The organism is Saccharopolyspora erythraea NRRL 2338 (assembly GCF_000062885.1).
In the GTDB taxonomy this organism is placed as follows: Bacteria; Actinomycetota; Actinomycetes; order Mycobacteriales; family Pseudonocardiaceae; genus Saccharopolyspora_D; species Saccharopolyspora_D erythraea.
In genome coordinates this window covers 3,440,224-3,459,773 of sequence record NC_009142.1, presented here as the reverse complement: position 1 = coordinate 3,459,773, position 19,550 = coordinate 3,440,224, and the positions used below count along the sequence as shown (strand labels likewise).

At 71.8% G+C, this 19,550-nt stretch carries 17 protein-coding genes; 6 read left to right on the top strand and 11 right to left on the bottom strand.

Annotated elements, in window-relative coordinates; genetic code table 11:
- Positions 1-86: 86 nt before the first annotated feature.
- Together SACE_RS15220 and SACE_RS15215 are read right to left on the bottom strand one after the other, a co-directional pair.
- A complete protein-coding gene (locus SACE_RS15220) occupies positions 87-1,373 on the bottom strand; it encodes a glycoside hydrolase family 27 protein (protein WP_009945274.1) in 1,287 nt (428 codons plus the stop codon).
- A gap of 499 nt (positions 1,374-1,872) precedes the next feature.
- Positions 1,873-2,490: a hypothetical protein gene (locus SACE_RS15215; RefSeq protein WP_011873938.1), complete on the bottom strand. Its 618-nt coding sequence runs from the start codon at positions 2,488-2,490 to the stop codon at positions 1,873-1,875.
- A 195-nt stretch (positions 2,491-2,685) separates the two neighbouring features.
- On the opposite strand from SACE_RS15215, the gene SACE_RS15210 reads away from it, so the two are divergent.
- Positions 2,686-3,552 (top strand): PaaX family transcriptional regulator, encoded by an 867-nt coding sequence (locus SACE_RS15210; RefSeq protein WP_009945276.1) that lies wholly within the window; start codon positions 2,686-2,688, stop codon positions 3,550-3,552.
- Here the strand turns inward: SACE_RS15210 and SACE_RS15205 are convergent.
- Together SACE_RS15205 and SACE_RS15200 are read right to left on the bottom strand one after the other, a co-directional pair.
- The gene (locus tag SACE_RS15205) at positions 3,536-3,943 is read right to left on the bottom strand and encodes a RidA family protein (RefSeq protein WP_009945277.1); all 408 of its coding nucleotides are present in this window, start codon (positions 3,941-3,943) and stop codon (positions 3,536-3,538) included. The two genes, SACE_RS15210 and SACE_RS15205, sit on opposite strands and share 17 nt — an antisense overlap.
- Positions 3,940-4,695 carry an SDR family NAD(P)-dependent oxidoreductase gene (locus SACE_RS15200; RefSeq protein ID WP_009945278.1) on the bottom strand — a complete coding sequence of 252 codons (756 nt, stop codon included), beginning with the start codon at positions 4,693-4,695 and terminating at the stop codon, positions 3,940-3,942. The genes SACE_RS15205 and SACE_RS15200 overlap by 4 nt, the downstream gene beginning before the upstream one ends.
- An 85-nt stretch (positions 4,696-4,780) precedes the next feature.
- Between SACE_RS15200 and SACE_RS15195 the strand changes: the two genes are divergently transcribed.
- Positions 4,781-7,123, top strand: coding sequence for a bifunctional salicylyl-CoA 5-hydroxylase/oxidoreductase (locus tag SACE_RS15195; protein WP_009945280.1), 2,343 nt, complete (start codon positions 4,781-4,783; stop codon positions 7,121-7,123).
- An 83-nt stretch (positions 7,124-7,206) separates the two neighbouring features.
- The gene (locus SACE_RS15190) at positions 7,207-8,346 is read left to right on the top strand and encodes an acyl-CoA dehydrogenase family protein (RefSeq protein ID WP_009945281.1); all 1,140 of its coding nucleotides are present in this window, start codon (positions 7,207-7,209) and stop codon (positions 8,344-8,346) included.
- 60 nt (positions 8,347-8,406) lie between these two features.
- Here SACE_RS15190 and SACE_RS15185 read toward each other — a convergent pair whose 3' ends face one another.
- Positions 8,407-9,234 carry an enoyl-CoA hydratase family protein gene (locus tag SACE_RS15185; RefSeq protein WP_011873937.1) on the bottom strand — a complete coding sequence of 276 codons (828 nt, stop codon included), beginning with the start codon at positions 9,232-9,234 and terminating at the stop codon, positions 8,407-8,409.
- Between the two features lie 182 nt (positions 9,235-9,416).
- On the opposite strand from SACE_RS15185, the gene SACE_RS15180 reads away from it, so the two are divergent.
- Positions 9,417-11,036, top strand: coding sequence for an AMP-binding protein (locus tag SACE_RS15180; RefSeq protein ID WP_009945284.1), 1,620 nt, complete (start codon positions 9,417-9,419; stop codon positions 11,034-11,036).
- Positions 11,037-11,532: 496 nt separating this feature from the next.
- Here SACE_RS15180 and hrpB read toward each other — a convergent pair whose 3' ends face one another.
- Together hrpB and SACE_RS15170 are read right to left on the bottom strand one after the other, a co-directional pair.
- Positions 11,533-14,052, bottom strand: coding sequence for an ATP-dependent helicase HrpB (gene hrpB, locus SACE_RS15175; RefSeq protein WP_009945286.1), 2,520 nt, complete (start codon positions 14,050-14,052; stop codon positions 11,533-11,535).
- 164 nt (positions 14,053-14,216) lie between these two features.
- Positions 14,217-14,690, bottom strand: a complete 474-nt coding sequence (locus SACE_RS15170) for a CAP domain-containing protein (protein ID WP_009945287.1) — start codon at positions 14,688-14,690, stop codon at positions 14,217-14,219.
- Between the two features lie 222 nt (positions 14,691-14,912).
- On the opposite strand from SACE_RS15170, the gene SACE_RS15165 reads away from it, so the two are divergent.
- Positions 14,913-15,134: a hypothetical protein gene (locus tag SACE_RS15165; RefSeq protein ID WP_009945288.1), complete on the top strand. Its 222-nt coding sequence runs from the start codon at positions 14,913-14,915 to the stop codon at positions 15,132-15,134.
- A 305-nt stretch (positions 15,135-15,439) separates the two neighbouring features.
- On the opposite strand, the gene SACE_RS15160 is transcribed toward SACE_RS15165, so the two are convergent.
- The 4 genes from SACE_RS15160 to SACE_RS15145 form a co-directional block, all read right to left on the bottom strand.
- The gene (locus SACE_RS15160) at positions 15,440-16,237 is read right to left on the bottom strand and encodes a class I SAM-dependent methyltransferase (protein WP_009945289.1); all 798 of its coding nucleotides are present in this window, start codon (positions 16,235-16,237) and stop codon (positions 15,440-15,442) included.
- 75 nt (positions 16,238-16,312) lie between these two features.
- Positions 16,313-17,461, bottom strand: a complete 1,149-nt coding sequence (locus SACE_RS15155) for an acyl-CoA dehydrogenase family protein (protein ID WP_011873936.1) — start codon at positions 17,459-17,461, stop codon at positions 16,313-16,315.
- Between the two features lie 61 nt (positions 17,462-17,522).
- Entirely contained in the window at positions 17,523-18,374 is an 852-nt protein-coding gene (locus SACE_RS15150; RefSeq protein WP_009945291.1) for a TIGR03084 family metal-binding protein, read from the bottom strand.
- A gap of 125 nt (positions 18,375-18,499) precedes the next feature.
- Positions 18,500-18,712 carry a hypothetical protein gene (locus SACE_RS15145; RefSeq protein WP_011873934.1) on the bottom strand — a complete coding sequence of 71 codons (213 nt, stop codon included), beginning with the start codon at positions 18,710-18,712 and terminating at the stop codon, positions 18,500-18,502.
- Positions 18,713-19,110: 398 nt separating this feature from the next.
- On the opposite strand from SACE_RS15145, the gene SACE_RS15140 reads away from it, so the two are divergent.
- Positions 19,111-19,443, top strand: coding sequence for a putative quinol monooxygenase (locus SACE_RS15140; RefSeq protein WP_009945293.1), 333 nt, complete (start codon positions 19,111-19,113; stop codon positions 19,441-19,443).
- Positions 19,444-19,550: the final 107 nt, after the last annotated feature.

Genomic DNA, 19,550 nt, shown 5'->3' with positions numbered 1-19,550 from the left:
CCCATCCAAGCCGCACGATTCGCCGGACAGGACAAGAAGAATCGCCTCCCGGCCGCGTGGCGACCGGGAGGCGATCGGCGCAAACGTCAGCCCTGCGCGGACACCCGCAGCAGGACGACGCCGTGCGCCGGGACCTCGGCCCGGATCTCACCGTCGGTCGTGGAGGTCTCGTGCGCCCAGAGATCGCGCACCTGGTACTCGGACGCCTTGGGCAACCCGGCCTCGCGCGCGGTGGTCCGGATGCCCGCGGGGCGCTCGCCCCGGTTGAACAGCGCGACCACCCGGGAGCCGTCGGCCATGTTCTTGACCCACACCTCGCGGTCGCCGTGGTCGCGGACCGGGACGCCCTGCGCACCCGCCGGGTCCTGGTCGACCGCGACGACCTCCCGGTTGGTCAGGATGTCCCGGATTCCGTCCGGCATCCGGGTCACGTTGTTGCCCGCGATGAGCGGTGAGGCCATCAGCGCCCACATGCTCAGGTGCGCACGTGCCTCGGTGTCGGTCAGGCCCTTGAACCCCTCGACGTCGTACACGCCGACCTCGAGCATGTCGGGGTCGTTCCAGTGACCGGGACGTGCCTGCGCGGCGAGCCCCCGGTTGACGTCGATGATGTTGACCACGCCCATCGGGTACTCGTTCTCGTTGCCCGAGTCCCACACCGGCTTGATGTCCTCGGTGGTGCGCCACATGTTCGCGACGGGCGACCAGTCGTGGGTCGCGCCGTTCTTGTCCGGGTGGTAGCTGTTGGAGTTGATGCTGTAGACGATCGGCCTGCCGGTCGCGGCCAGCGCGTCGCGCATCTTGGTGAAGGCCGCGATCTGGTCCTCGAGGGTGCCCTCCGGCGAGCACCAGTCGTACTTGAGGTAGTCCACGCCCCACTCGGCGAAGGTCCGCGCGTCCTGCTCCTCGTGCCCGAGGCTGCCGGTGGCGCCCGGGTAGGTGCCGCCGCGCTGCGCGCACGTCTTCTCGGTCGGGACCTGGTAGATGCCGAACTTCAGGCCACGCGAGTGCACGTAGTCAGCCAGCGCCCTGATGCCGCTGGGGAACCGCTCGGGGTTGGCCCGCAGGTTGCCCTGCGGATCGCGCTGCGGGTCGAACCAGCAGTCGTCGACCACGACGTACTGGTATCCGGCGTCTCGCATGCCGGAGCCGACCAGGGCGTCGGCGGTGTCGCGGATCAGCCGCTCGTCGATGTCGCATCCGAAGGAGTTCCACGAGTTCCAGCCCATGGGAGGGGTGCGGGCCACCCCGTCCTGGGCGGTGGGCGCCGGCGGGCCGGCCGCTGCCGTCGCGGGCGCCATCGCGGCACCGACGGCGACAGTGACACCCACCGCGGCTGTCGCGAGCCGAGCCCGCCGCTTCGCAGACTTCATTGTCTCTCCTCGATGTTTCGTCCCATCCGGCGAGATCCCGGCGGCACTGGGGCGACCCCGTGGCCACCGGCAGGCCATGATTACGACACACAAACACACGAGAGTCAACATCGAGTTCTCATGCTCGCGCTCTCCGCCGACTGACTGGGAGACTGAACGCGGACCTCACCCACCGAGTCCGACCTACGTCGGCGACCACCTCGCAATGGGCCCACCACCAGCAGCGACGCCAAGAAAGTGCGGACGGTTGAACCTTTTCACGCATACTGGGCGACTACGACACGATGGCGCGATCCAGCCGAGCCGACCCCGACTACGCGGCACCGACACGAACGATCACAGCAAACATCATGGTGTTCGTTTTTGTTGATTTCAGCGTGTCCATCGGGAGCGGTAGAGCGAACCGCCCCCACAACACAGAAGTGCGGGCACCGGCCGCGCGATTTCGAAACGCACGACCGGTGCCCGCACCGGAATCAGGGAGCCTGGACGCCGCCCGTCACTGCGGGGGCTGCTGTCCTTGCGGCTGCTGGGGAGCCTGGCTGAACATCTTGCACTCCTGCGCCTGCTGCGCGGCGGCGTTCAGCTGCGGGTTCTGGTTGAACTGCGCGATGGCGCCGTTCATGTTGAGCTGCTTGCCCTTGTCGAGCTCGTGCTGGACCTCGGTCATCCCGGCCTGGAACCGCTGCTTGTCGGACGGGTCGGCCTGCTGCGCCTTGTCCTGCGCCGTCCGCAGGATGTCGCGGACCTGGACGAAGCCCTGCTCGAAGCTGTCGTTGAGCTGGTCGGAGCCCTGGATCGGCCCCGGGCCCATCTCCTGCAACCCGCGCAGCGTGTCGTCGGCCGCACGCGCGGAGTGGTCGATCTGGTTGACCACCGACTGCTTGAACGCGCTGGTGTTGCTCTTGTCGGGGGCGGGCTGGTTCTTCTGCGCGGCGGTGAACCCGCCGACGACCCCGCACAGCTTGCCCACCCACGCCACGCCCTCCGGGCTCGGCGCCGCCGCCTGCGGCTTCGGCTCGGGCGGCTGCGCCCCGGGTCCGGAGCCCTGCGCACAGCCGGCGAGGACCAGCGGCACAGCGGTGAGCACCGCTGCGGACGTAGTACGGAACTTCATGCGCACTCCTGGGTAAGGCTCGGAGTTTTCACCATGTCCGGCCCTCGACTCTCCCTCACCCACCCGCCGCCGCGCGACCCCGGGGGCCTTCGACCGGAGAAACCCCTGGGTACGAGGCCGGAGACGGTGCACCGCCGCTCGATCGTGCTGCTCCCCAGTGGACGCCGGGGACGCCGCCCCACGTATCGTGTCGTCGTGACGACCGACGTGGTGGCCGAAGACGAGGCGTTCGTCAGCGAGCTGACCGGACGCGGCGCCCAGCCCAGGCAGCTCATCGTGACCGTCTACGGCCTCTACGCCCGCGAGTCGGGCGGCTGGCTCTCGGTCGCCGCCCTGGTGCGGCTGCTCGGCGACCTCGGCGTGGACGAGCCCGCCGTGCGGTCGTCGATCTCACGGCTCAAGCGCCGCGGCATCCTCGTGGCGAGCAGGCAGGGCGGCGCGGCCGGCTACGTGCTGTCCGAGCAGGCGCTGGAGATCCTGCGCGAGGGCGACGAGCGGATTTTCAGCCAGGAGCGCGCCACGGCCGCCGACGGCTGGCTGCTGGCGGTGTTCTCGGTGCCCGAGTCGCAGCGGCAGAAGCGGCACGTGCTGCGCACCCAGCTCACCAGGCTGGGCTTCGGCACGGTGGCGCCCGGCGTGTGGATCGCGCCCGCGCACCTGCACGCGGCGGCGACCAGCGCGCTGCGCCGCTTCGAGCTCGACTCCTACGCCGAGCTGTTCCGCTCCGATCACGTCGCGTTCGGCGACCTGCGGGAGAAGGTCGCGCAGTGGTGGGACCTGGAGCAGCTGCAGGAGCTCTACGGGCGTTTCGTCGGCGTGCACGAGCCGGTGCTGCGCAGGTGGCAGCGGCGCCGCAGCCGCCGGGAGCGGGAGGCCTTCCTCGACTACGTGCGGGTGCTGACCGACTGGCGGCGCCTGCCCTACCTCGACCCCGGCCTCCCCGCCGACCTGCTGCCCGCGGAGTGGAACGGGGCGGTGGCGGCGGAGCTGTTCTTCTCGCTGCGGGCGTCGTTGCAGGAGCAGGCGCACGCCTACGTCGACGAGGTCACCGGGCGGCGCTGACCGCCGCCGTGCCCTTGATCTCCACCAGGGCCTCGGCGTCCCAGAGCCGGTCCACGCCGATGCCTGCCATCGCCGGGTAGCGCGCACCGGCCAGACGCCGCCAGACCGCTCCGATCTCGCGCGCGCGGGCGCGGTAGGAGTCCATGTCGACGATGTAGACGGTGAGCTCGGTGAGGTCTTCGGGCCCACCTCCGGCCGCCCGCAGCGCGGTGAGCAGGTTGCTCAGCGCGCGCTCGAACTGCGCGACGACCCCGCCCTCGACGATGTGCCCTTCGGCGTTCATGCCCGTCTGCCCGGCGAGGAACACCAGTCGGCAGCCGGCGACCGCCGTGGCGTGCGAGAAACCCGACGGCCTGGCCAGTTCCGGTGGGTTGATGCGTTCGATGGTCACGACTGGACCGCTCCTCCGTCGACGTTGATCGCCTGCCCGGTGATCGCCGCGCTGAGCACGCAGAGCTCGACGGCGTCGGCGACCTCCTCCACCTCGATCAGCCTGCCGACGGGCTGGCGGCGTTGCAGGATCCGCCGCGCCTCCTCGGCGGTGCGTCCGGTCCGGGCGCTGATGTTGGCGACCGCCTGATCGGTCAGGGGTGTGTCCACGTAGCCCGGGCACACCGCGTTGACTGTGACCCCGGTGCCCGCGAGCTCGGCCGCCGCGGACCGGACCAGCCCGAGGACGCCGTGCTTGCTCGCTGTGTAGGCGCTGACGTAGGGGTCGCCGCGCTTGGCCGCGATGGAGGCGACCACCACGACCCGCCCCCAGCCGCGCTCGGCCATCGCGGGCGCGGCACGGCGCAGGAAGCGGAACGGAGCGGTCAGGTTGACCTCGATCGCGCGCTGCCAGTCGGCGTCGCTGGTCGCGGCCAGTGGCGCCGAGGTCGCGGTGCCCGCGTTGAGCACCAGCACGTCGACACCGCCCCATTCCTCTTCCACAGCTTCGAAAACGGCCCTGGCCGCCGTCGCATCGGTCACGTCGGCGGGCAGTCGCAGGACCGGGCCCGCGAGTCCGGCGGCCACCGCGCCGAGCTGGTCGGCGCTGCGGGCGGTGATCGCGACGCGGTGGCCGCGCGCCGAGAGCCGGGTGGCGATGGCCCGGCCGATGCCCCGGCTCGCGCCGGTGACCAGGCAGTTGCGTGTCGTCACGGCGCCGATATTACGGAAAATTGACGACCGTGCGCAATCCGCCATACGCTGAGCGCCGACCGGCCCCGGCGGGAGGAGTGCTCAGGTGCGTATCGCGGTCGTCGGCGGAGGCCCGGGCGGGCTCTACTTCTCCGCGCTGGTGAAGCAGCTCGACCCGGCTCACGAGATCACGGTGTGGGAGCGCAACGCCGCCGACGACACCTTCGGCTTCGGCGTGGTCTTCTCCGACGAGACGCTCGGCGGCATCGAGCACGCCGACCCCCCGGTCTTCCAGGCCATGCAACGGGAGTTCGCCCGCTGGGACGACATCGACGTGCACTACCGGGGCGAGACCCACACCTCCGGCGGGCACGGGTTCGCCGCGATGAGCCGCAAGCGGCTGCTGCGGATCCTGCAGCGGCGGTGCGCCGAACTGGGCGTCCGCGCGCACTTCCGCACCGAGGCTCCCGACGTCGAACGGCTCGCGGCCGAGCACGACGTCGTGGTGGCCTGCGACGGGGCCAACTCGGCGGTGCGTTCCAGGTTCGCCGACTCCTTCGCCCCGAGCGTGGAAACCCGGCGCTGCAAGTACATCTGGCTGGGAACCGACCTGGTCTTCGACGCCTTCCGCTTCGACATCGCGGAAACGCCCTACGGCACCATGCAGTTGCACGGCTATCCGTTCAGCCGCGAGGCGAGCACCTTCATCGTCGAACTGCACGAGGACGTGTGGCGCCGCGCGGGCTTCGCCGACTTCGACGCCACCACCCCGGCCGAACCCGGTTCCAGCGACGAGAAATCGATCGGGCTGATCAGGGAGTTGTTCGCCGACGTGCTCGACGGCCACTCCGTCGTGGCCAACAACTCCCGGTGGCTGAACTTCCGCACGGTGCGCTGCGAATCGTGGCGCCACCGCAACGTGGTGCTGCTCGGCGACGCCGCGCACACCGCGCACTTCTCCATCGGATCCGGCACGAAGCTGGCGATGGAGGACGCGCTCACGCTCGCCGCATGCCTGCACGAGCACACCGACCGCGACGCCGCTCTCGAGGCGTACGAGCTGGAGCGCCGCCCGGTCGTCACCTCGACCCAGCGGGCCGCGCAGGCGAGCCTGGAGTGGTTCGAGAACATCCGGCAGTACACCCACCAGGACCCGCCGCAGTTCGCGTTCAACCTGCTCACCCGGAGCCGCCGGGTCACCTACGACAACCTGCGGATGCGCGACCCGGAGTTCGTCGCCGGCCTGGACACCTGGTTCGCCCGCGACCACGCCGAGGTGCGTCCGCCGATGTTCCAGCCGGTGAAGCTGGGTCCGCTGGAGCTGCCCAACCGCGTCGTCGTCTCGCCCATGGACATGTACCGCGCCACCGACGGCGTGCCGAACGACTTCCACCTGGTGCACCTGGGCAGCAAGGCGATGGGCGGCGCGGGCCTGGTGATGACCGAGATGGTGTGCGTGTCCGAACGCGGCCGCATCACGCCGGGCTGCACCGGTCTGTACTCCCCCGCCCAGGAGGAGGGCTGGCGCCGGGTCGTGGACTTCGTGCACCGCAACAGCCAGGCCAGGATCGGCGTGCAGCTCGGGCACGCCGGGCGCAAGGGATCGACGAAGCTGATGTGGGAGGGCATCGACGAGCCGCTGCCGGAAGGCGGTTGGGAGGTCGTCGGTCCCTCGCCGGTCCCCTACTCCGAGATCAACCAGGTGCCGCGCGAGCTGACCGCGGCGGAGCTGGCAGAGATCAGGCAGCAGTTCGTCTCCTGCGCCGAGGCAGCCGCACGCGCCGGTTTCGACGTGCTCGAACTGCACTGCGCGCACGGGTACCTGCTCTCCTCGTTCATCTCACCGCTGTCCAACCAGCGCACCGACGCCTACGGCGGCTCGCTCGCCAACCGGCTGCGCTACCCGCTGGAGGTCTTCGACGCGGTGCGCGAGGTGTGGCCGGCCGACCGGCCGATGACGGTGCGGATCTCGGCCACGGACTGGTTCGAGGGCGGCGTCGACGCCGACGACGCGGTGGAGATCGCCCGCGCCTTCGCCGCACACGGCGCGGCGGGCATCGACGTCTCCACCGGTCAGGTGCTCAAGGCCGAGCGACCGGCCTTCGGCCGCAGCTACCAGACCCCCTACGCCGACCGCATCCGCAACGAGGTGGGCCGAGAGCACGGCACCGCGGTCATCGCGGTCGGGGCGATCTCCTCCCACGACGACGTCAACTCGCTGATCCTCGCCGGCCGCGCCGACCTGTGCGCGCTGGGACGCACGCACCTGCACGACCCGCACTGGACGCTGCACGCCGCCGCCGAGCAGGAGTACTCCGGACCGGGCGCGGTGTGGCCCGACCCGTTCCTGGCGGGCAGGCGCAGACCGCAGACCGGACGTACCGAGGGCCCCAAGCCTCGCCTGGAGCTGATCCGCTCCGGCGGCACCACGACCGCGCACACCAGATGAGTGCCGGACCAGCGACCGACCGCACCGTGAGACTGCTACAGCGATCCAGAAGACCCACAGGCCCGAACGGATGGGAAGCACCGATGAGCACGTTCTCGCTGGACGACGAGCGGCGCGAGTTCGCCGCGTGGGTGCGCGAGATCGGCGCGCGGCGGTTGCGTCCGCTGGCCGAGGCGGGCACGCCCGGCGCGGTCAACCGCCCGCTGATCAAGGAGATGGGACGGCTCGGACTGCTCTCCCGCCTGTTCCCCGGCTCCTGTGACGACCTCGCGTCGGGACAGGCCGCCTCCACCGATCTCTGCCTGCTGCGGGAGAACCTGGCCCGCGAGTGCACCGAGGCCGAGACCGCGCTGGCGCTGCAGGGACTGGGCAGCTACCCGGTCCTGCAGTCCGGCAGCGACGAGCAGGTGCGGCGCTGGATCCCCGCCGTCGCCGCCGGGGACGCGGTCGCGGCATTCGCGCTCACCGAGCCGGAGGCCGGCTCGGACGCGGCGGCGCTGGAGCTGGCGGCCGAACCGGACGGTGACGGCTGGCGGCTCAGCGGCGAGAAGGTCTGGATCTCCAACGCCCCGGAAGCCGACTTCTACACCGTCTTCGCCAGGACCACGGCGGCGGCAGGAGCGCGCGGCGTCAGCGCGTTCGTCGTTCCCGCCGACCGCGCCGGACTGTCCGGAGAACACCTGGAAATGCTCAGCGAGCACCCCATCGGGCGCCTGACGTTCGACGGCGTCGCGGTGCGCCGGGACGAACTGCTCGGCGAGCCCGACCGCGGTTTCCGGGTGGCGATGCGCACCTTGGACCTGTTCCGCCCGAGCGTCGGCGCGTTCGCGGTCGGGATGGCGCAGGCCGCGCTGGACGCGGCCGTCGAGCACGCCGGGTCCCGGCAGGCGTTCGGCGGGCCGCTCAGGGACCTGCAGTCGGTGTCGCACACCCTGGCCGAGATGGCGATGCGCACCGAAGCCGCGCGACTGCTCGTCCACTCCGCCGCGGCCGCCTACGACGCGGGCGAGCAGCGCCTCGCCGGTCGCGCCGCCATGGCCAAGCTGCTGGCGACCGAGACCGCGCAGTACGTCGTCGACGCCGCCGTGCAGATCCACGGCGCCCGCGCCCTGCGCAAGGGCAGCCTGCTGGAACACCTCTACCGCGAGGTGCGCGCACCCCGGATCTACGAAGGGGCGTCGGAGGTCCAGCGGACCATCATCGCCCGGGAGCTCTACCGCTGAGCGCACGCCGGGCCGGCGGCTCACCGGGGTGCCACCAGCCCCGCCCGCCGGCGGCGGAGGTCAACGGCCCTGCCAGTCTGGCTTGCGCTTGGCGTTGAACGCGGCGTGGAACTCCCGGTAGTCGTCGGTCTTCATCAGCAGGGCCTGGGTCACCGCCTCCAGCTCCAGCGCGCTCGACAGGCTCATGTCCAGTTCCCTGGTCAGCAGTTCCTTCGTCAGGGCATAGCCCTGGTGCGGCCCGGTGGCCAGGCGGGTGGCGAGCCGGTCCACCGCGGCGTCGAGCTCGTCGTCGGGAACCAGCTCGCTGACCAGCCCGTAGCGTTCGGCTTCGGCGGCCGGGACGGTGTCGCCGAGCATGAGCAGCTGGGTCGCCCGGCCGAGGCCCACCAGCCGCGGCAGCAGGTAGGCCGAGCCCATGTCCGCACCGGAGAGCCCGACCTTGGTGAACAGGAACGCGAACCTGGCCGACTCCGCCGCGATCCGGAAGTCCGCCGCCAGCGCGATCACCGAGCCCGCGCCCGCGGCCATCCCGTTGAGGGCCACGACGATCGGGATCGGGCATTCCCGCATGCCCTTGATGACCTCGCCGGTCATCCTGGTGAACTCCAGCAGCTCGTCCGGACGCATCCGCAGCGTCTCGCCGATGATCTCGTTGACGTCGCCGCCCGAGCAGAACGCCCGGCCCGCCCCCCGCAGCACCAGCACCCTGGTGTCGCCGCGGTGCGGCAGTTCGGTCAGCAGGTCGCGCAGGTCGGCGTAGGCCTCGAAGGTGAGCGCGTTGAGATTGTCGGGCCGGTCGAAGGTGACCGTGGTGACGCCGTCGGCGCGCTCCAGGCGGAAGTGCTCCCACTCGTCGGTGAACGGGACGGATCCGCGGAACGGGCTCATGCCAGGGCCTCCTGCCTGTCTGCGGTGCGGCCCGCGCCGGGCCCGGACCGCGGCAGGTTATCACTGATACATGACTGTCGTCACCAAACCGACATAGCGTGTTTATGACGCTCCATTGACTGTCGTCATGATTGATGAATACTTGTGGAGATTCCCCGCCAGCCGAGGAGGGAGCGCTGCCGATGCGGCTTTCGCCTTCCGCCCACACCGACACCTTCTGCCGGGACAGCCTCCCTCCGCTCGACCAGTGGCCCCGGTTCCGCTTCGACCTGCCCGAACTGGCCTACCCGGACCGGCTGAACTGCGCCGAGGTGCTGCTCGACCAGGCCGTCGAGAGGTGGGGCGAGGACCGCCTCTGCCTCATCACCCCGGGTGAGCGCTGGACCTACGGGCAGTTGCGGCGCCGGGCGAGCCAGATCGCGCAGGTCCTCACCGAGGATCGCGGACTGGTGCCGGGGAACCGCGTTCTGCTGCGGGGACCGAACAACCCGTGGCTGGTCGCCGCGTGGTTCGGCGTCATCAAGGCCGGGTGCGTCGCGGTGACCACCATGCCGCTGCTGCGCGGGACCGAGATCCGGACGCTGCACGAGCTGACCCGCACCTCGCTCGCACTGTGCGACCACCGGTTCGTAGACGACCTGCACGCGGGCGTGCCCGAACTACCCTTGCTGGGCTACGGTTCCGGCGACGGCGAGGACCTGATCCGGCTCTGCGACGGGAAATCCGGCGAGTTCACGGCGGCCGGGACGGCCGCCGACGACGTCGCGCTGCTGGCGCCCACGTCGGGTACGACGGGCAGGCCCAAGGCCACCATGCACTTCCACCGCGACGTGCTGGCCAACGCCGACACCTTCGCCCGGTACGTGCTCAAGCCTGCCGAGGACGAAGTGTTCACCGGCACGCCGCCGCTGGGCTTCACCTTCGGGCTGGGCGGCCTGGTCGTGTTCCCGTTCCGGTTCGGGGCCGCGTCGCTGCTGCTGGAGAAGCCCGGTCCCGACGAGCTGGTCGCCGCGATCGCCGAGCACGGCGCCACCGTGCTGTTCACCGCGCCCACGGCGTACAAGGCGATCCTGGCCACCGGGAAGGCGTCGGCGCTGCCGAGCCTGCGGCGCTGCGTGTCGGCCGGGGAGCACCTGCCCGCCGAAGTCTGGGCGGAGTTCCACCGGCAGACCGGCCTGAAGATCATCAACGGCATCGGCGGCACCGAGCTGCTGCACATCTTCATCTCCGCCGCGGACGACGACATCCGCCCCGGCTCGACGGGCAGGGTCGTACCCGGCTTCGAGGCGGTGGTGCTCGACGACGACGGCTCGCCCGTGCCCGACGGCCAACCGGGCCGGCTCGCGGTGTGCGGGCCCACGGGCTGCCGCTACCTGGCCGACCCGCGCCAGCAGGTCTACGTCCAGGACGGGTGGAACATCACCGGCGACACCTACGTCCGCGACGCCGACGGCTACTTCTGGTACCAGGCACGCAACGACGACATGATCATCTCCGCCGGGTACAACATCGCGGGCCCGGAGGTCGAGGAGGCGCTGCTCGCCCACCCCGACGTCGTTGAAGCCGCGGTCGTCGGCGCCCCCGACGAGCACCGCGGCACCATCGTGATGGCCTTCGTGGTCCTGCGCCCGGGAGTCGACGGCGACGAGCGCACCACCGAACGGCTGCAGACCTTCGTCAAGCACGCCATCGCACCGTACAAGTACCCACGCGAGATCGAGTTCGTCGCGGAGCTCCCGCGGACGGTCAACGGCAAGCTCCAGCGCTATCTGCTGAGGGAGCGCGCACGGACGCGGAGTTGAGCCGGCTCGGCTGTCGCCGGAGTGCAAGAGAGAACGCAAACTGGACGGATCTTGAGTCCGGACGCTACGGCGGCTCGTCGAGTTCCGGGATTTGTCGGCGTAGGGCCCGCGCGTCCCGTTTCGGCAGTGCGGCGAGGATGATGCGGAACCGCGCGCGCATCCTGTCAGGATCAATCGGACAGCACCCGAGCACACCGCATCCGTCCAGGTGGTCCCAACGCCGGTGGGTCGGTGCCGCGACGTGGCGTTGCCATGCGCGCACCAGCTCGACCGGTCGCGCCCATCCCGAGCCGGGTCTGTTCGAGGTGGCGCAAACGCTCCCTTCCCCTATGGGACAAGCCGTCCGGGAGGGGAAATCGCTCATGCCGGAGGCGACGGAGCCGGAGGTCCTCGCGTACGTGGGCCGGCGACCTACGCGCCATGCCCCTTTCGCGTGTTCGACGACATGCGACGATCCTCGCACATGCTGTCAACCAACAGAGTTTCCCGACCCCGGCTACCGCCGAGACCGCGCGCTCGTCCTCGCCGTGGGGGTTGCGGTCGCCGGGTCCTCCGGCCACGGGTGCTTCGGGTAGCGGCCGCGCAGTTCCGCGCGGACCTGGGGGTATCCGTTGCGCCAGAAGGATTCCAGGTCCGAGGTGACCGCTGCCGGACGCCCGGCCGGTGAGAGCAGGTGCAGCACCACCGGCACCCGCCCTTCGGCGATGCGCGGCACGTCGCGCCAGCCGAAGACCTCCTGCAGCTTCACCGGCAGCACCGGCTGCTCCGCCCCGTAGTCGACCCGGATGCGCGAGCCGGAGGGCACCTCGATCCGGTCCGGCGCGAGGTCGTCCACCCCGGCGGCCGACGACCAGGGCACCAGCCTCCGCAACGCGGTGCCCGCCGGCAGGCGCAGCAGGTCGGCGCGGCGCCGGACGCGGGACAGCTCCGGCTCCAGCCAGTGATCCGCCGAGGCGATCAGCGACTCGTCGTCGACGGCGGGCCAGGGCTCGCCGAGCGTGTTGTGCAGGAAGCCGAGCCGCTCCCGCAAACGCCGTGCGTCCTCGGGCCACTGAAGGAGTTCGAGCCCTTCCGCCCGCAGGCCGTCGAGTACCGCGCGCCGGATCTCGGCCGGTTCGGGACTGTCGATTCCGCGCTCGCGCAATGTGATCGCGCCGAGGCGTTCGGCGCGGACCGCACGCACGTCGCCGTCCACCCAGCCGATCTCATCGGCGGTGGCCAGCAGTGCGGGTGCCGCCCGGCGGCCTAGCTCCTCGTCGGCGGGGGCTGCGAGCCGGACCGTGCCGGTGGCGCTGCCCGGCGAGCGGTCGGCCACCGCGACCGCCAGCCACTCGCAGTGGCCGAGTCCCGAGCCCGCGGGAAGTTCCACCGCCGTGCCGGAAGCCATCAGGTACACCGCCGAGTCCGGTGACCGCCGTCGCGCGAGCCGTTCCGGCTGGGCCAGGGCGACCACCAGCGCCGCGTCGCCCCGGCCAGCAGCCCCACCACGGTCCACCGGCGCCGCGTCGCCCCCGTCAGCGATCCCCGCACGATCCGCCAGCGCCGCGTCGCCCCGGTGACCAGTCCCTCTGCGGTCCTGCACCGCCGCCTTGAGCCTGCCGACCTCGCGACGCCACCGTTCGGCGCCCGGGGCGCCCCGGCGCAGGCGGGACAGCGCCGAGGTCACGTCCGCCTCGGCTGTCAGCGCGTCGTTGTCCAGCAGCGCGACGACCTCGGCCGCGGTCTCCGCGCCCGCCGCCTCGCTGCCGTCGAGCAACGCCCGCGCGAGCCTGGGGTGCAGGCCCAGCTCGGCCATCCGCCGCCCGCGCTCGGTCACCGCGCCGGAGGCGTCCAGCGCGCCGAGGCCGCGCAGGACCTCGCGACCGGCCGCCAGCGCACCGCCCGGCGGCTCGTCCCACCAGCTCAGCGACGACCCGTCGGGCGTGCCCCAGCAGGCCAGTTCCAGCGCGAGCCGGGTCAGCTCGGCGGTGCGGATCTCCGGCTCGGGGTAGGCGGGCAGCGTGCTGTGCTCGTGCTCCGGCCAGCACCGGTACACCACGCCGGGCCCCTGCCTGCCCGCGCGGCCCGCGCGCTGGTCGGCGACCGCGGCCGACACCCGCACCGTTGCCAGTCCGGCGAGCCCGCGGCGAATGTCCACACGCGACTCCCGGGACAGCCCGGAGTCGACGACGGCGCGCACGCCGGGCACCGTCAGACTCGACTCGGCGACCGCGGTGGCCAGCACGACCCGGCGGCGCTGTCCCTCGCGCAGCGCCAAGTCCTGCTGCGCGTGCGGCAGCCTGCCGTGCAGCGCCAGCACGTCCACATCGGACTCGCCGGACAGGTGGCCGGCGACGCGGCGGATCTCGCCGGCTCCCGGCAGGAACGCCAGCACGTCGCCATCCTGCTCGGCCAGCGCGGTGCGCACGGCCCGCGCCACGCACGCCTCGATCCGCTCGCCCCGGCCGGGCGGCAGGTAGCACGTCGACACCGGATACGTCCGCGCACGCGCCTCGAGCACCGGAGCGCCACCGAGCAGCTCCGCCGCGCGGCCCGCGGCCACGGTGGCCGAGGTCGCCAGGACCCGCAGGTCCGGCCGCAGCCCCTCCCGCGCGTCCAGCAGCAACGCCAGCAGCAGGTCGGCGTCGAGGTGGCGCTCGTGGCACTCGTCGAGCATCACCACGTCGACCCCGGCCAGCTCGGGATCGGACTGCAGGCGCCGCACCAGCAGGCCCGAGGTCACCACCTCGACGACCGTGCCGGGGCCGCGCCGCCGCTCGCCGCGCACCGAGTAGCCCACGCGGCCCCCGACCTCCTCGCCGAGAAGGCTCGCCATGCGCCGCGCCGCCGCGCGGGTGGCCAGCCTGCGCGGCTCGGCCACCACGACCCGCAGGCCGCGCTCGGCCAGCGCCAGCGGCACCAGGGTCGTCTTGCCGGTGCCCGGCGGCGCCACCAGCACCGCAGTACCGCGCTCCATCAGGGCGCCGGTGACCTCGTCGAGGACGGCGCGCACCGGAAGATCGGGGAACTCGAACATAGCGCTGCCATCCTGCCACCCGCCTCCCCCGCGCCAGGCCTGGCGCGGTGCGCGTGAAGCGGCGCCGCACCTGTCAGCCAGGCGCGGCGCCGCTCGGGGAGGGGATACGGGGAGCGCCGGTCAACGACCGAACTCGCGCCGGTCAACGACCGAAGTCGCGGGGATCAGCGACCGAAGTCCTGCGTCCAGTACCAGCCGCTGGGCTCGACGCCGACGCCGATCGTCTTGAGGGAGCAGTTCAGGATGTTGGCCTTGTGCCCGGGCGACTTCATCCAGGCGTCCATGACCTGCTCGGCGGTCTGCTGGCCCATGGCGATGTTCTCCGCGCCCGGCGACGGGTAGCCGGCCCTGGTGATGCGCTGGGAGAACGTCGAGCCGTCCTGCGAGGTGTGGGCGAAGTAGGAGCGGTTGGCCATGTCGGCGCTGTGGGCCTGGGCGGCGTCGGCGAGGCGCGAGTCGGCCTTGACCGCCGCGCAGCCGGCACCGGCGCGGGCCTGGTTGACGAGCTCGACGACGCGCCCCTCCGCGGAGGAGTCGGCCGAGGCCGCCGGGGAGAGCGCCAGGGCGCCTCCGGCGGAGAGCAGGGCGGCCGCAGCGCTGACCGCGATTACGGAGCGTTGAAATTTGGAGCGAGTCACGGCAGGCAAGCTACCCATTCGTGTCGTGATCGAACTGTTATAGATGCGCTAAGTCACAATCTCGTTCACTTTGGGTAGCCGAACCGGCACCGCGCGCCGTCCGGCATCGCGTTCCGGCTCACGTCCCGAGCCGCGGACGCACCGAGAGGCGGGAGGTTTCCTGCGGGCCGGATCCGGCAAAACGAGGGGCGGGCGTTGTCGACGAGACGAAGGAGGTCAAAAGTGGCCGACACACCGCCGCAGCAGGTCAAGGACAAGAACTACAACCTGATCACCGTCCTGCAGGCGTCGCTGAACAACGTTTGGCTCATGGAGACCTACATCCAGGACGCCGAGAAGGACGGCGACGAGGAGCTCGCCCGCTGGTTGCGCAAGATCCAGGAGAACAACCAGAAGGCCAGCGAGCAGGGCAAGGAGATGCTGGTCAAGCGCCTCGCCGGGTGAGCGGCTCGGTACGAGCAGCACGGGCCGCGCCACCGGCACGCGCTGACCAGGGGGTCGCAGTCGGTCGGCGGGTGTTCGGCGGGCCGCTCCGGTCGACTACCGAACGGAGCGGCCCGCTCACGCAGCGCGTCACGAGGCCGGGAGACCAACAGAACGGGGCGTTCCAGAGCCGGAAACTTCGCGAGTGGGGACGTGACGGGACGCAGCGCCGACAACGACCGGTCGACCCCGGAGACACCGCCCCAGCCGCACCGGCCTTCTTCAGAGACACCGCACCGGCTTCTTCCGCGGCGCCGCCCCGGCATTCAGCGGCGCAGGACCGCCGTCCACACCCGGACGCCGAACAGCGCGTCGATCTCCTCACCGTCCAGGCACGACCGGAGACCGTCAGTGATCTCGCAACGCAGGTCGTGCGCGGTGATGGCGCCGGACCGGACAGCCGCTGCGGCGTTGCTCTGGCTGAGCAGGTAGTCGGCCAGCTCCGATCGGCTCATGCGGACCCGGAAACCGTCCTCGGCACCAAGGGAGTCGCCGAAACCCGCCTCCGCCGCCGCTGCGGTGTCCAGGCGATGACGGGCAGGCGCCGGATGCCGGGCTAGGTACGAATCCTGGAACCACCGGTTGAACGCGGGCCGGCCGGCCACGCGACCGGTGAAGAAGTCGCTGTAGACGGCCAGCGCCGCGCCGTCGTTGAGGACGCGGGCGAGTTCGGGCAGCACGCGGGCCTGGTCGAACCAGTGGAACGCCGCGCCCGCGGTCACCAGGTCCGCGCACGCGTCGCGGACCGGAATCCGCTCGGCACCCGACACGACGTACTGCACGCCGGGATACCGCTGCGCCGCGCGCAACATCGCCGGTGCGACGTCGAGCGCCACCACCCGGTCCGCCACGTCGCACAGCGCACGCGTCGAAAGCCCGGTACCGCAGCCGATGTCGACTGCGGTGCCGGCGCGCTCGATCCCCAACTGGCGCATGGCCAGCCGCAACGCCGTGCGGTGGTAGTACGGACGGCCGCGCGCGTAACGGCGCGCCGCTCCATCGCTGTCGAAGGGATTGGCCACGACCCGCTCCACCGAACCGCCGACCGGTCGTTCTTCGCGCATGGACCTGCCTCCCGCGTGGCGCCTGCTCGCAACCCGCGCCGCGGCTCGGTGCCGAGCGCATGCCGCGACCGGTCCTCAGGCCACGAAACCCTTGCGCTTGGCGGCGAGTTCGGCCAGGACCTCCGACGTCCCGCCGCCGATGCCGAGGATGCGCATGTCCCGGTACTGGCGCTCGACTTCGGACTCCCGCATGTAACCGGCGCCGCCGTGCAGTTGCACGGCCTGGTCGACGACCCACGTGCCGGCCTCGACCGCGGTGTTCTTGGCGAAGCACACCTCGGCGACCACGTCGTCCCCGGCGAGGTGGCGGCGTGCCACGTCGTGCACGTAGCTGCGCGCGACGTCCACCTTCCGCGCCATCTCCACCAACGTGTGGCGGACCAGCTGCCGGGAGATCAGCGGCCTGCCGAAGGTCTCGCGCATCCGGCACCACGACACCGTCAGGTCGAGCGCGCGCTGGGCGCCGGCGTAGGCCTGGACGGCGAGCATGATGCGCTCGGTCAGGAAGTGCTGCGCGATCTGGACGAAGCCGGAGTCCTGGGCGCCGACCAGGTTCGCCGCGGGCACCCGGCAGTCCACGAAGGACAGTTCCGCGGTGTCCGAGCACTGCCAGCCCATCTTGTCGAGCCGGCGCGAGACCTCGAAGCCCGGCGTACCGCGCTCGACGACCAGCAGCGAGATGCCGTGCGCGCCGGGAGCGCCGGTGCGGACCGCGGTGGTGACGAAATCCGCGCGGCAGCCGGAGGTGATGAAGGTCTTCGCACCGTTGACGACAAGGTGGTCCCCGTCGCGCTCGGCGGTGGTGCGCAGCCCCGCCACGTCGGAGCCGCCGCCGGGTTCGGTCACCGCCAGCGCGCCGATGGCCTCGCCCGCCAGCGTCGGGCGGACCCAGCGGCCGACCTGCGCCGCATCGCCCGCCGCGACGATGTGCGGCAGCGCGATCCCGCAGGTCAGCAACGACGCGAATAGCCCACCCGACGCACCCGCGTAGTGCATCTCCTCGCCGAGCACGATGGTGTCGACGATGTCACCGCCGCCACCGCCGGCCTCCTCCGGGAACGCCACACCGAGCAGGCCGATCTCACCGGCCTTGCGGTGCAGCCACCGGGGCAGCTCCCCGTCGCGCTCCCAGCAGTCCTGGTGCGGCAGGACCTCGGCCTCCACGAAGCGGCGCACGGTCCGGCGCAGCTCCTGCCGCTCGGGAGTGCGGAACGGGTCGGTCACAACAGCACCTCCGGGAGTCCGGGTCCGCGCGGGGCTCTCCCGCGCGCGGCGAGGACGAGTGTCATGCGCCGGGCTGGACCCCGGCGTCCGGCGAACCCGCGGCCTCACGGCCCGGCCCCGGCGGACCGGCGAAGGCCTGCGCGATGCCCAGCCAGTGCCGGGCCTGCTCCCCCACGGCCGTCAGCGCGGTGCCGGCGGGATGCCTGCGCTGGGTCACGACCAGGCAGAAGTCCAGCGCGGGGCCGCGCACCACCTGCTCGGCGTCCTCCGGTCCCCAGCACCACCGCTGGCCGTCCGGCCCGGTCAGCTCCACTCGGAACTCCTCGGTGGGCGGCCGGATTCCGTTCACCGCGTAGGCGAAGTCGCGCGTGCGCACGCCGAGCATCGCGATGTGGCGCAACCTGTCGGTGGGTTCGCGCCGCACTCCCAGCGCGTCGGCGACGTCCTGACCGTGGGCCCAGGTCTCCATCAGCCGGGCGGTCACCATCGACGGGACTCCCATCGGCGGGCCGAACCACGGCAGCCGCGTTCCGTCAGGGCAGGCTGCCAGCAAGACCGCCAGTTCGGCGTGCCCGGTGCGCCAGCGCGCGAGCAGCGCGGCGGGGTCCTCCCGCACGCCGCGCGCCGCCGCGTCGTCCACCTCGCGCATGAGCTCGGCCGCGTTCTCCAGCGCGGCCTGGAAAGCCTCCGGATCGCGCACGGCCAGCACGGCCTGCTCGTCGGTCCACGCCAGGTGCGCGATCTGGTGCGCGATCGTCCATCCCGGCGCGGGGGTCGCCCGACGCCACCCTGCGGGATCGAGCCCGGCCACCAGGGCGTCGAGCTCGGCGGTCTCGGCGCGCAGGTCGACGAGCAGCCGCTCGGTCAGGCCGGACCCGGACGAATCGCGTTCCCGCCGCTCACCGCTGTGCATGCGCTCATCGTGGCACCGGCGCAGAACCAAAAGCAAGCAATCATGATTGCTTTTTGCCGGGCACGAAGAGACCGCCGGCCAACCGGCCGGCGGCCTCCCATGGTGACCGGCGCCGAGCACGGACCTCAGTGGTGCCAGGAAGCCTTGATCACCGGGTGGCCGTCGAAGTGACCTCCCCAGCACATCAGGCGGCCGCCCTCGAACTTGATCGGAGCGCCACCGCTGAGGACGCAGTCCCACCCCCTCACCGCGAATCCGGCGTGGGCCGGCCCGGCGGCGACCGCCAGGCCCGCCGCGGCGATGGTCCCGGCGATGATGATCCTCTTCACAGTGCGCATGCGTGCTCGCCCTTCCCGTCCGAACATCACGGAACTGCTGTGCCACGAGCAGCGTTGATGATGTTGCACCCGTTCGCATGCCGGGGCGCCCTGCCGTGTGTCATCCCTACAGTGCGAGCCCTGTTTTCGTCACGCTCAGCGCAATCACGGGGAGCACCGAAAACACGAACGAGCTTGACGGCCAGCGCATGAGGTGTAGCCCCACCGCGGCGCGGCACCGGAAAGTGGCAACCGGCGATCCGGCCTCAGCACGATCGTGGAAGCGGGCCCGGACCGCGAAGAGAGGGCGGCGCCGGCGGTGGAAGCGGTTCGGGCACCGGCTGCGGCGGTTTCCTAGGATTCCGGCGGAGGACGGTGGCCGAACCGCCTCCACCACGAGCGACGAAGGAGCAAGATCGATGATCTTCATCACCGCGAAGTTCCGGGTGCTCTCCGAGCACGCCGACCGCTGGCCCGAGATCGCGGGCGACTTCACCCGCGCGACGCGCGCCGAGGCCGGCTGCCTGTGGTTCGACTGGTCCCGCAGCATCGAGAACCCCGACGAGTACGTGCTCGTCGAGGCGTTCCGCGACGACGAGGCGGGCGCCGAGCACGTGCAGTCCGACCACTTCAAGCAGGCGCAGCAGACCCTGCCGCAGTACCTGGCCGAGACCCCGCGGGTGATCAACACGACCATCCCGCAGCAGGACTGGTCGACGCTCGGCGAGATGACCGTGCCCGAGCGGGGCTGACCCGCCCCCGCGCGCTCCGCCCGTGGTGCCCGCACGGGCCCCACGGCGGTCGCCGCGCCCACCCCGCAGGAAGGTTCGGCGAGCCGCCACCCCGGCCGATCGGGCAC

Bases quoted from the DNA above. Each gene is read 5' to 3' on its own strand.
- SACE_RS15215 (WP_011873938.1), bottom strand. From the start codon at position 2,490: ATGAAGTTCCGTACTACGTCCGCAGCGGTGCTCACCGCTGTGCCGCTG.
- SACE_RS15145 (WP_011873934.1), bottom strand. From the start codon at position 18,712: ATGCGCACTGTGAAGAGGATCATCATCGCCGGGACCATCGCCGCGGCG.
- SACE_RS15150 (WP_009945291.1), bottom strand. From the start codon at position 18,374: ATGCACAGCGGTGAGCGGCGGGAACGCGATTCGTCCGGGTCCGGCCTG.
- SACE_RS15185 (WP_011873937.1), bottom strand. From the start codon at position 9,234: ATGAGCCCGTTCCGCGGATCCGTCCCGTTCACCGACGAGTGGGAGCAC.
- SACE_RS15190 (WP_009945281.1), top strand. From the start codon at position 7,207: ATGAGCACGTTCTCGCTGGACGACGAGCGGCGCGAGTTCGCCGCGTGG.
- SACE_RS15160 (WP_009945289.1), bottom strand. From the start codon at position 16,237: ATGCGCGAAGAACGACCGGTCGGCGGTTCGGTGGAGCGGGTCGTGGCC.
- SACE_RS15140 (WP_009945293.1), top strand. From the start codon at position 19,111: ATGATCTTCATCACCGCGAAGTTCCGGGTGCTCTCCGAGCACGCCGAC.
- hrpB (WP_009945286.1), bottom strand. From the start codon at position 14,052: ATGTTCGAGTTCCCCGATCTTCCGGTGCGCGCCGTCCTCGACGAGGTC.
- SACE_RS15220 (WP_009945274.1), bottom strand. From the start codon at position 1,373: ATGAAGTCTGCGAAGCGGCGGGCTCGGCTCGCGACAGCCGCGGTGGGT.
- SACE_RS15180 (WP_009945284.1), top strand. From the start codon at position 9,417: ATGCGGCTTTCGCCTTCCGCCCACACCGACACCTTCTGCCGGGACAGC.